The sequence below is a fragment of the Rhizobium sp. SVR5-2C genome (assembly GCF_056755115.1).
Map to the genome: position 1 here is coordinate 1 of NZ_JBNDHT010000179.1, position 11361 is coordinate 11361.

9 protein-coding genes and 1 pseudogene are annotated in these 11361 nt (G+C 59.8%); all 10 read left to right on the top strand.

Translation table 11 applies throughout. The features are described from left to right. Nucleotides 1-386: 386 nt before the first annotated feature. Nucleotides 387-725 (top strand): hypothetical protein, encoded by a 339-nt coding sequence (locus tag ACPYOI_RS32045; protein WP_168831632.1) that lies wholly within the window; start codon nt 387-389, stop codon nt 723-725. Between the two features lie 306 nt (nt 726-1031). Further along, complete coding sequence (locus ACPYOI_RS32050) at nt 1032-1238, top strand: hypothetical protein (RefSeq protein ID WP_168831631.1); 207 nt, start codon at nt 1032-1034, stop codon at nt 1236-1238. Nucleotides 1239-1394: 156 nt separating this feature from the next. Then, a complete protein-coding gene (locus ACPYOI_RS32055) occupies nt 1395-2201 on the top strand; it encodes a pseudouridine synthase (RefSeq protein ID WP_481419903.1) in 807 nt (268 codons plus the stop codon). A gap of 14 nt (nt 2202-2215) precedes the next feature. Next, a complete protein-coding gene (locus tag ACPYOI_RS32060; RefSeq protein ID WP_481423873.1) occupies nt 2216-2899 on the top strand; it encodes a phosphoribosyltransferase in 684 nt (227 codons plus the stop codon). Between the two features lie 93 nt (nt 2900-2992). Continuing rightward, nucleotides 2993-4735, top strand: a complete 1743-nt coding sequence (locus ACPYOI_RS32065) for an SLC13 family permease (protein ID WP_481419904.1) — start codon at nt 2993-2995, stop codon at nt 4733-4735. Nucleotides 4736-4808: 73 nt separating this feature from the next. After that, the gene (locus ACPYOI_RS32070) at nt 4809-5753 is read left to right on the top strand and encodes a phosphoribosylaminoimidazolesuccinocarboxamide synthase (RefSeq protein WP_481419905.1); all 945 of its coding nucleotides are present in this window, start codon (nt 4809-4811) and stop codon (nt 5751-5753) included. 101 nt (nt 5754-5854) lie between these two features. Continuing rightward, complete coding sequence (locus ACPYOI_RS32075) at nt 5855-6457, top strand: TetR family transcriptional regulator (RefSeq protein ID WP_481419906.1); 603 nt, start codon at nt 5855-5857, stop codon at nt 6455-6457. 149 nt (nt 6458-6606) lie between these two features. Further along, complete coding sequence (locus tag ACPYOI_RS32080; RefSeq protein WP_481419907.1) at nt 6607-7824, top strand: efflux RND transporter periplasmic adaptor subunit; 1218 nt, start codon at nt 6607-6609, stop codon at nt 7822-7824. Between the two features lie 47 nt (nt 7825-7871). Further along, nucleotides 7872-10970: an efflux RND transporter permease subunit gene (locus ACPYOI_RS32085; RefSeq protein WP_481419908.1), complete on the top strand. Its 3099-nt coding sequence runs from the start codon at nt 7872-7874 to the stop codon at nt 10968-10970. 164 nt (nt 10971-11134) lie between these two features. After that, a pseudogene (locus ACPYOI_RS32090) lies at nt 11135-11361 on the top strand (efflux transporter outer membrane subunit); the annotation flags it as partial.

An 11361-nucleotide genomic window follows, 5' to 3' on the forward strand; every position in this document is an offset into this window, starting at 1 on the left:
AAACTTCGTCGCCAGCAGCGCCGCCGCCCTCGTTCAGTGACGCGGCTTATAAGTCCTTCCCTCAGACATAGTCAACACCACCAATCCAACTTTTTTGACATTTTTATAACAGATTGATTCCTATGGGGAATTTCAACGGTGTTTATTCACAGGCCCTACCGCCATAGCGCGTCACCGCGCAAAATCTTTATCGGGCGGTCAAAAATCATCGAAATTTCCCCTACCGCGACCGAAAAAGATCTTCGAAATCAGCCGCAAGCCCGGATTTATGGTTAACAATCGGTAACAGCGCGCGTCAAAAAAGCACTGATAGGCCGGCGAGCAACTGAAGTCGGAACCTAAATGCCGGTTTCCGTGTTCCTCCCATCGAACGAAAGGAGACCGACATGGCTGCCAACACCGACGACATCCGTGAATCCGTCAGCAAGGACATTGCAGCACTTCAACGCGAAGTGTCGCGCTTGCAGAAGATGATTTCCGCACAAGGAGCCGAAGCCTATTATGAAGTGCGTGACCGCGCGGCAAAGGCCTACGAGGACACCCTTCCCCGCGCCAAGAACGCCGTCGCCCAGATCCGGGCCGAGGGCATGGCTGCTGCAGGCGCCGCGCGCGAGCACCCGACTGCGACGACAACGGCGTTGGTTTTCGCTGCAGCCCTGGGCTTTCTTGCCGGCTATATGATGAGCAATCATCGGCAGCCGCAGTCCCGCTATTGGTGGCACTAGGGTCAGGATCCCATGAATTCATCCACCTGGTCGCCGGATTTTGTTTCTGACCCAAAGGAAAGACGGAGGGCGTACTTGATGGCCCTCAAGTCTCTTCCGACGCGGTCAGGGGCGAAATCCGTCTCGCCCTTTCGGCTTAGTATGGACGAATTTAGTATTTCCTAACTTTCTACTGCAACGCACAATAAAGATGACTATTTCAGGGTCTGCGGATGGAAATTTCGTAGGATCCGTAAATACTTATGTCTTAGAAAAACCAATTTTTAATGCCAGGAAAGCGACAATAATAATACGGGAGGATGAATTATGGAGAATAAGAGAGCGCACTGTATTGTTGAAGTCAGCCTCGAAAGCGCAAATGGCCGCCGTGCAGTCGGTATTATGAATATGCGCCAGGCGCTCGAATTGCCTGAAATGCCGTGCCTGTCCTACACCCATCCAGACCCGGTGAAAGCTGCTGCCGGCGTCGTCGTCAATCGGCAGGAACTCGCAGGGTTCCTGGCTTGCCAATAGACCAACCTCGTCCGTCCGAGGATTAAGCCGGCCATTGCTGCCGGCGATCCTGTTGGCTGCGCTCCACCTTTATATTCGTCTGAGTTCACCGCCCTGCTGGCGTGTGGCTGTCGTTCGTGCAAATAAACGGCATCGCAACCGGACAAGGACGGCTGAGTGAGAGAGCGGCGCCTACCGCAAAAATCGCATGAACGCGGAAAACCGAGCGCGGAGGCCGGCGGCAAGCGGGTCACCCTGCCGCGCGCCCTTTCAAAACTCGGCTATTGTTCCCGCACGCAGGCCGAGCGGCTGATTGCCGACGGCCGCGTGATGGTCGATGGGCAGATCGTCAGGAATATTGATGCCTGGGTCGATCTTTCATCCGCAAAGCTTGAAGTAGACGGCAAAGCGATTGCCGCCGAGACGAAAATCTACCTGATGCTGAACAAGCCCCGCGGCCTGGTGACCACCCGGCATGATCCGGAGGGCCGGCCGACAGTCTATGACTGTCTCAAGGATTTCGATGTTCGACATCTGTCGCCGGTGGGCCGCCTCGACAAGGCAAGCGAAGGTCTGCTGCTGTTCACCAACGACACCGAGTTCGCGCAGGCGCTGCTCGATCCGATCACCCACGTGGCGAAGACCTACCATGTGCAGGTCAATCGCCTCATGGATGCGCAATTGCTGGCGGAGATGACACACGGCATCCGGCATGACGGCGAAGTGCTGACGGCAACGGCAGCTCGGCTTCTGCGAAGCGGCGACCGGAACTCCTGGATCGAGGTGGAACTTGACGAGGGCCGCAACCGGCAGATTCGCCGGATGCTGGAGGCGACCGGCACCGAATGCCTGCGGCTTGTGCGGGTGGCGATCGGCGGGCTCGAACTTGGCGAGCTGCCTAAAGGATCGGTGCGCGCTTTGACGGAGGCCGAGCTGCGCGATCTGAGGCGGCGCGCGGGCATGGAAAAGACGAGACGGGATTGACGCGGATGGACGATATGGCACCGCATGATTTTTGGCAGGAATTCCATCCACCGGGCAGCTTTCCGGCGGACGGCGATTTCACCTCATTCTATGTTGCCGAACTGGCGGATGGCCGTCAGCTTCGCCTGCCGATCCGTGTGCTTGCCGGCGGCGAACATGCGCTCGCCTCGCTCATCATCAATCAGGCGAGCTTCGCCGTCCTCGATGCGCTCGCCGAACAATTGGCCGCAAAGATCAGACGTTTCGACATCGAGATCATCGCGGGCCTGCCAACGCTCGGATTGACGCTTGCCGCTGCTGTCGCACAAAAGCTCAGGCACGCGCGCTATGTGCCGTTCGGAACTTCCCGGAAATTCTGGTACCGCGACGACCTCTCCGTCGCCCTCTCGTCGATCACGACGCCGGAGCAGCAGAAGCGTCTTTATATAGACCCGCGCATGCCGCCGCTGCTTGTAGGCCGCCGTGTCGCGTTGATCGACGATGTCATCTCGAGCGGCACGTCAATCGTCTCCGGTTTGCAATTGATGGCGGCCTGCGGCATCGAGCCGGTCGCGATCGGCGCCGCCATGCTGCAATCGGATCGCTGGCGTGAGAGGCTGGGGTCGCAGAGCACCCAATGGCTTGATCGCACCATCGGTGTCTTCGCGACACCCATACTCGAAAGAACGGCAGAGGGTCGTTGGCGTGCAGCCGCCTGACTTTGAGGTTTGCTCGACCTTTCCTCCCGCCATCTCTGTACAGGCTCGCACGATTAACTACATTTCGCTGACCGTTGAAACGCGAGCCCGCCCATGACGTTCGAGCAAGCATCACTGCTGATCCTTCTGGCGGCGATGCTTGCTCTATTCTCGCTCAGCCGTATCCGCATCGAGGTCGTAGCGATCGGCGGCCTGATCGCAGGCTACCTGCTCGGGCTCTACCCCACGGATCAGGTGTTTGCCGGTTTCGCCAGCCCCGTTGTCATTACCGTCGTCGAAGTCCTGCTGATCGTTCAGGTTCTCGCCCACGCGAAGCTGTTCGATAAGCTTGCTGCGCGATTTGCCGCCTCCGGCCGTTCCGGCTTCACGGTCATCGCCAGCCTTTCGGCAATTACCGGCTTCATCTCGATCTTCATGAACAATATCGGCGCCTTCGCGATCATGCTGCCCGCCACGCTGCGCATCAGTGCCGTCATGAAGATCCCCGGGCGCCAGCTCGTCATGCCGATTTCCTTTGCAGCACTTCTGGGCGGCCTGGTATCTCTCATCGGCACGCCCGCCAATCTACTGGTCAGTGATGCATTGGCCAAAGCGACGGGCACCGGATTTCGCTTCTTCGATTTTGCCTATGTCGGCCTTCCGGTCGCCGTTGCCGGAATTCTGGTGATGGCTTTTCTCGCACGGAGATTGTTTGCGGAAGCAGACGCCCAGCCCATGCTCGCCGCGCCCGCGCGTCAGGTCGTGACGGAGCGGCGCATTCCCGAGGGCTCGCCGCTGGTCGGTACGAGGCTTGTCGACTGTCCCGGCCTCTTTGCGATCCAGCCGCATGCATTGATCCGCGACGGGAAATTCGTTTTCGGTCCGCTCGATCAGTCCAGGATCGAAGCGGGTGATACCCTGCTCGCCGAAGGTGCCGAGATGGTCTTTGCCGATCTCGCCGCCTCCGCTGCGCTCGTGGCGGAAAGCCATCCGAATGGATTGCAGCCGGACTTCGCGCGGATAGAAGCCGTCGTCATGCCGGAGAGTACGCTCGTCGGCTCGCGTATTCGCTCGCTGGAAGTCTTCAGAAGCCGGGGGATTCTTGTCGCCGCCCTTTCCATGCGTTCGCCGCGCATCGAAGGCCGCTTTGACGACCTGCAGCTCTCGATCGGCGATATCCTTCTGCTGGAAGGCTCGCGCGAAGCGGTCGCGGAGGCGCTCGATGAGTGCGAATGCCTTCCGCTCGCAACGCAGCCTTCGGTGGACGCCGTGTCGAACGCCTGGCTGCCGATGGTCGTCTTCGCGTGCGGCGTTGCGCTTTCTGCTTTCGACTTCGCCCCTCCCGACATCGCTTTCGCGGGTGTCGTGCTGGTCCTTGCACTGCTGAGTTACCTCAACATTCGCCAGGGCATGGCAGACATCAACTGGCCTATCATCATCATGCTGGCGGCAATGATCCCGATCGGCTCGGCTGTGGCGACGACCGGGACCGCCCAAATGCTCGCAGCGTGGCTGAGCCTGATCGTGCCGATATCTGTGCCGTTGGCCGGAATTGCCCTCCTGCTCTTCATTGCCATGGCGCTCACGCCCTTCGTCAACAACGCGACTGTCGCCATCGTGCTCAGTCCCATTGCGCTGGAATTTGCCCAAGCAGCACATCATTCCCCGGGCGCTTATCTCATTGCGGTTGCCGCCGGCGCATCGCTCGATTTCCTGACACCCTTCGGCCACCACAACAATACACTGACGATGAGCATCGGCGGCTACCGCGTTTCCGACTTTCTGCGCGCTGGCGGTCCGCTGGCTGTCGTATCCTATCTCCTGACTCTGCTTCTTATCGCTCTGATCTGGCTTTAAGCGCCATTTACTTGACATCCCTCCCAATGAAACTAGAGCATGGGCAACCCGAGTGAGAAGGACTGTTGAGCCCGTGCGAATTCTTTCCGAAGCCCATTTCCCCGAACTGCCGAACTACTATCGCGGCAAGGTGCGCGAAAACTACGATCTTCCGGACGGCAGCCGCATCATCATCAGCACCGACCGTCTGAGCGCTTTCGACCGCATCCTGACCTGCATTCCCTATAAGGGCCAGGTATTGACGCAAACCGCCCGCTACTGGTTCGAAGCAACCAAGGACATCTGCCCGAACCACGTCATCGCTTACCCGGACCCGAACGTGGTTATTGGCAAGCGGCTCGACATCCTGCCCGTCGAGATCGTGGTTCGCGGCTATCTCGCCGGCACGACCGGCACATCGATCCTCACTCTTTATAAGAAGGGCGAGCGCGAAATGTACGGCATGCGCCTGCCGGACGGCATGCGAGACAACCAGCTTCTGCCCGAGCCGGTGATCACACCGACGAGCAAGGAATTCGACGGTGGACATGACGAGCCGCTGACACCTGATGAAATCGTCAGCCGCGGGCTGCTCACCGCGGAGCAATGGGCAACGCTTTCCCGCTACGCGCTTGCGCTTTTCGCGCGCGGCCAGCAGATGGCGGCCAAGCGCGGCCTCATCCTAGTCGACACCAAATACGAATTCGGAACGGACAAGAACGGCAACATTATCCTCGCCGACGAAATCCACACTCCGGACAGCAGCCGCTACTGGCTTGCCGACAGCTACCCGGAAGCCTTCGATCGCGGCACCCGTCCGGCAAGCTTCGATAAGGATTTCGTCCGGGCCTGGGTGGCCGAGCGCTGCGATCCCTACAAGGATGCGATCCCCGAGATACCGGCGGATCTGATCGAGCAGACTTCACAGGTGTACATCAAGGCTTATGAGGCGATTACGGCGCAGCCTTTCGTTCCGGACGACAGCGGTGAGACCCCGCTTGCCCGTGTCCGAAGCAACCTTGCACGTTATTTCCCTTAAGACGCTGATCCGCCCGCGAGCCGCTCCGCGCTTGCGGGCTTTCGGCGGAAGGCACTAGCATTTGCAGAAGGGAGCTGGTCGACGGACCGGAGGGGAAACGAATGGCACGAAGGCCGCGGCGCAAGGCCGAGGAGACGCGGGAAGACATTCTGTCGATGGCCGAGTCGTTGTTCCGCCAGCGCGGTTTCCTTGCCGTATCGATCGCCGACATCGCCTCCGCCCTTGGCATGTCGCCAGCTAATATCTTCAAGCATTTTCACTCGAAGACGGCGCTGGTCGATGCCATTGCAGAGCGGCACCTTGCCAATGCTGCCGAACGTTTCGGTTCGATCGACGAGGATCTTCCGCCAGAACAGCAACTCCTCCGTTTCGTGCTACGGCTTCTCGACAGCCACCTGCAGGACATTCAACAGAATCCCTACATCTTCGAAATGGTGCTGACGACGATCGAGTCGAAGCTCGAGGCGGGCAACCGCTATCGCGCACGGATCGAACAGAAGCTGGAGGAAATCATCCGCCGAGGCGTAAGCTCGGACCGCTATAAATGCCGTGATCCGCAGCGCGCCGCCAGAACTGTTGCCGATGTCCTCGCATCGGTGTTGCACCCCGTGCTGATCGTCCAGGACGACAAGAACACACTTATCCAGAGAGCGGAGGAAATCGTCCGGTTCGTGGATATTGCGCTGCGAAATAGCGCTTGCTAAGTGACGATTTATAAATTACGTCACTTCAGAAATCTTTTCTTAAGCTCGGTCGATGGCATGTGATTCCGGAAAATCCTGCTCTTTTGTATTGAAGCAGCGCGCGCCGGGGCCGATGATCGATCCAAAATCCCAATCGCAAGGGAAGCAGCATGATACGGCGTGTCTTCATCATTTCTTCGGTTTTGGCGCTTGGTGGCCTGCTCGCCGCCTGCAACGATAGCGGCAACAAGCAGGCTGGGGGCGGAGCCGGCCCGGCGGGTGCTGCACAGCAGGCAGCACCGGTCGGCGTCATCGCCCTGAAGAAGGACACCTTCCCGGTTACGACGATCCTTCCCGGACGGGCCGAAGCCTACCAAACGGCCGATATCCGCCCGCAGGTCAGCGGCATCATTCGCGAAATCGCCTTTCGGGAAGGCGGCGAGGTGAAGAAGGGCGACCTTCTCTATCAGATCGAAGACTCGCCCTACGTTGCGACGGTCGAGCAGGCCAAAGCGGCGATCGCCAAGGCCGAAGCGAGCGTACCAAGCGCACAGAGCAATTTCGACCGCTACCAACGCCTTGTCGGCAGCGGCGCCACGCAGATCGAATTCGAAACGGCAAAGACCACCCTTCTCCAGGCGCATGCCGAAGTCGAATCGGCCAAAGCCGCCCTCGCCTCAGCCCAGATCGATCTCGACCATACGAAGATCGTCGCCCCGTTCGACGGCGTCATCGACCAGACGGCCTATAACGTCGGCAACGTCGTTGCCGCCAACCAGACCACGGCGCTGACGACGATCCGTCAGCTTGATCCGATTTACATCCTGCTGACGGAATCGAGCACCAATCTCCTGAAGCTGCGTGATGCCATGAGGTCGCGCGCAGTTCAGAGCGAAGCGAATGCCGTCTTCCGCCTGATCCTCGAAAACGGCAAGGAATACAACCAGAAGGGCAAGCTGGATATGTCGAAGCAGATCGTCAGCGAGACGACTGGAACCTTCATCATCCGCGTGCTCTTCCCGAATCCGGATCGCGTCGTTCTACCGGGCATGTATGTCCGCGCGACCGTCGAACTCGGCGCCGAGGTCGGCTATGCCCTGCCGCAGCTTGCCACCAGCCGCGACGCGAATGGCCGCCTGACGGCGCAGTTCATTTCCGCCGACGGCAAGGTCGAGACACGCGCGTTCGAAAACGCCTCCCCTTCCAACAATTCCTGGCTCGTGACCGACGGCGTCAAGGATGGCGATCAGCTGATCGTCAGCGGCCTCCAGTCGATAGCCCCCGGCATGCCGGTGAAGCCGGTTCCCATGAAAATCAATGAAAGCGGTGTGGTCGTGGCTGCCGAACAGGCAGGAGCCGGTGACGCTCAGAAGCCGGCCGTACAGTAAAAACGCGACCGCCTCGAACAGAGAGCCCGCCGCACAGGAATAATTTGATGGCCAAGTTTTTCATCCGACGCCCGATTTTTGCTTGGGTCATTGCGATCACCATCATGCTCGCAGGCTTGCTCGCGATCTTCACGCTGTCGATCTCGCAGTATCCGGACATCGCACCGACAACGGTGCGCATCAACGCCAGCTATCGCGGCGCGAGTGCTGAAACCGTCGAGAAATCGGTTACGACGATCATCGAAGATGGCATGACGGGGCTCGACGACCTCACCTACATGACATCGACCTCGTCGACCGGTTCGGCCAGCATCTCGCTCACCTTCGGCACGAGCGCCGACCCGGATATCGCCCAGGTTCAGGTTCAGAACAAGCTGCAGCTCGTGCAGTCCCAGCTCCCGAGCGACGTCATCGATGCCGGCATCAGCGTGACGCGATCGACCTCCAGCATCCTGCTGGTCGGCTCGCTCGTTTCAACCGACGGAAAGCGGAACTCTGTCGACCTCGGCAATATCCTGTCCAATCAGATCGAAGACCAGATCCAGCGGCTCGAAGGCGTCGGCAGCATCAACATCTTCGGCTCCGGTTACGCCATGCGCGTCTGGCTTGATCCCTTCAAGCTGCAGAAGTTCCAGCTCACGCCGAGCGACGTGACGTCGGCCATCCAGGCGCAGAACACGCAGGTGTCCGTGGGCTCCCTCGGCGCGCAGCCGGCCGTCCAGGGCCAGCAGCTGAACGTCACGATCACGGCTCAAAGCCAGCTGACAACCGTCGCAGATTTCGAACGAATCATCCTGAAAGTGGAAAAGGACGGCTCGACCGTCCGCCTCAGCGACGTCTCGCGCATCGAAATCGGCCAGGAAAGCTACGGCGGCTCGTCGCGCTACAACGGCCAGCCGTCGACCGGTTTCGCCGTCAATCTCGCGGTCGGCGCCAATGCCATCGACACCGCTGCACGCGTTCGCTCGGCACTCGACACGATCAGCCGCGGCCTGCCGGAAGGCGTCGAGATCACCTATCCGTATGACACGACGCCCTTTGTCGAGCTGTCGATCGAAAAGGTTGTCCACACCCTCATCGAAGCGATCGCGCTGGTCTTCGTCGTTCTTCTGATCTTCCTGCAGAACCTGCGCGCGACGCTGATCCCGACCATTGCCGTGCCCGTCGTGCTGCTTGGAACCTTCGGCATCCTTGCGATCACGGGATACTCGATCAACACCTTGACGATGTTCGCCATGGTTCTTGCGATCGGCCTTCTCGTCGATGACGCCATCGTCGTCGTCGAAAACGTCGAGCGCATCATGTCGGAGGAAAAGCTGTCGCCGCTCGAGGCGACGGAAAAGTCGATGGGCGAAATCACCGGCGCCATTGTCGGCATTGCGCTCGTTCTGACGGCCGTCTTCATTCCGATGGCCTTCTTTGGCGGCTCCACCGGCATCATCTACCGTCAGTTTTCGGTTACCATCGTTTCGGCCATGCTGCTTTCGGCGATCGTGGCGATCGTGCTGACGCCGGCGCTCTGCGCGACCATGCTGAAGCCGGTCGACGAACACAAGAAGCGTCGCCTCGGCGACTGGTTCAACCGCAACTTCACCCGCTCCACCAACGGCTATGTCCGCACGATCGGCTATCTGTTGAAACGCCCGATCCGCGTCATGCTCGTGTTCCTGCTAATCGGCGCGGGCTGTGCCTATCTCTTCACCCGCCTTCCAAGCTCGTTCCTACCGCAGGAAGATCAGGGCGTTCTGCTGACGATCATCACGACGCCGCCCGGCTCGACAACGCAACAGACCCAGGCCGTCGTGGAGAAAGTGGAGAACTACTACCGCGAGAACGAAAAGGATGCCGTTGATTCGGTCTTCGGCGCCCTCGGATTCGGCTTCAACGGTTCCGGCCAGAACAGCGCGATCGTGTTTACGAAGCTCAAGGATTTCTCGTTGCGCACAGACCCCAACCTGCAGGCGCAGGCGGTCGTGACGCGTGCCTTGAAGACCTTCTTCACCTTCCGCGAAGCGCAGGTCTTCGCATTGCTGCCGCCGGCGATCCAGGGGCTCGGTGTCTCCAGCGGATTCTCGATGTATCTCGTTGATACCGGTGGACACGGCACGGAAGCGCTCGACGCGGCTTCCAAACGCCTTATCCAGATGGCCAATGCCAGCGGCAAGGTGGTTGCGCTTCGTAGCAACAACAAAGAAGTCGAGCCGCAGATGAAAATTCTGATCGACCAGGAAAAGATAGGCGCCATGGGCGTCGATATCGCCGCGGTCAATTCGATGCTCTCGGTCATCTTTACCGGCCGCGACGTCAACGACTTCACCCTGAACGGCGAGATCAAGCCGGTCTATGTCCAGGGCGACGCACCCTTCCGCATGCAGCCGACCGATCTCGACCATTGGTATGCCCGAAATAGCGCGGGTGAAATGGTGCCCTTCTCGGCCTTCACCACGACGGAATGGGTCAGGGGCGCACCGACGCTTGCCCGCTTCAATGCGGTGAGCGCGATTCCGCTGGACGGCGCCTCGGCACCCGGCGTCAGCTCGGGCGATGCCATGAACGAGATGGAAGCGCTCACCGAGCAGCTCGGCGGCGGCTACACGGTCGCCTGGCAGGGCATTTCCTATCAGGAACGCCTCTCCGGCTCGCAGGCGCCAATGCTTTACGCGATCTCGGTGCTCGTCGTCTTCCTCTGCCTTGCAGCACTTTATGAGAGCTGGTCGATCCCGTTTTCGGTCATCATGGCAGTGCCCGTCGGCGTGCTCGGAGCGCTGACTGCGGCGACCCTCTTCGGGCAGGCGAACGACGTCTACTTCAAGGTCGGGCTGCTGACGACCATCGGTCTGGCGGCGAAGAACGCGATTCTGATCGTCGAGTTTGCGAAGGACCGCATGGAAACCGGCATGGGACTCTTCGAAGCGACGTTGGAAGCAGCAAGGCTGCGTCTGCGACCGATCATAATGACATCGCTCGCCTTTATCCTCGGCGTCGTCCCGCTGGCGGTCGCCACCGGCGCCGGTTCTGCAGCGCAGAACGCCATCGGCATCGGTGTTCTCGGCGGCATGCTTTCAGCGACGGCACTCGGCATCTTCTTTGTGCCCTCCTTCTTTGTCGTGATCCGTCGCATCTTCTCGCGCCGAGCGAAAAATTGAGGCGTGAGTGTGATAAAAATGCACTGCCAGAATGAATGAGTCGTTGCTACATTGCGGCCGACTGCTTCGGCATGGTGTATCTCGTTGGGACGAAGCGCAGCCGACGGCAAAGCATGACGCTTTTGGCAAGAATTTAGACTTGGTCGAGTTACAGGAAGAAATGAATGGTATCTCTCCGTATTGCCTCACCGGCATTGTTGCTTTTGCTAGCCGGCTGCGTGGTCGGGCCGGATCATACGCCCCCCGAGATGCCGCTTCCGGGCAAGTTTGCTGAGGGTGGCGCCAAGAACATCGGCGATGTTGCGACGGTCACCTGGTGGACGGCGTTCCGCGACAAGCAGCTCGACAGCCTGGTGGCCCGCGGCATCGACCAGAACCTCGACGTGCTGCA

What these genes read in the sequence shown, in the direction of transcription:
- ACPYOI_RS32045 (WP_168831632.1), top strand. Translation starts at nt 387, where the DNA reads ATGGCTGCCAACACCGACGACATCCGTGAATCCGTCAGCAAGGACATT.
- ACPYOI_RS32050 (WP_168831631.1), top strand. Translation starts at nt 1,032, where the DNA reads ATGGAGAATAAGAGAGCGCACTGTATTGTTGAAGTCAGCCTCGAAAGC.
- ACPYOI_RS32060 (WP_481423873.1), top strand. Translation starts at nt 2,216, where the DNA reads ATGGCACCGCATGATTTTTGGCAGGAATTCCATCCACCGGGCAGCTTT.
- ACPYOI_RS32065 (WP_481419904.1), top strand. Translation starts at nt 2,993, where the DNA reads ATGACGTTCGAGCAAGCATCACTGCTGATCCTTCTGGCGGCGATGCTT.
- ACPYOI_RS32075 (WP_481419906.1), top strand. Translation starts at nt 5,855, where the DNA reads ATGGCACGAAGGCCGCGGCGCAAGGCCGAGGAGACGCGGGAAGACATT.
- ACPYOI_RS32080 (WP_481419907.1), top strand. Translation starts at nt 6,607, where the DNA reads ATGATACGGCGTGTCTTCATCATTTCTTCGGTTTTGGCGCTTGGTGGC.
- ACPYOI_RS32085 (WP_481419908.1), top strand. Translation starts at nt 7,872, where the DNA reads ATGGCCAAGTTTTTCATCCGACGCCCGATTTTTGCTTGGGTCATTGCG.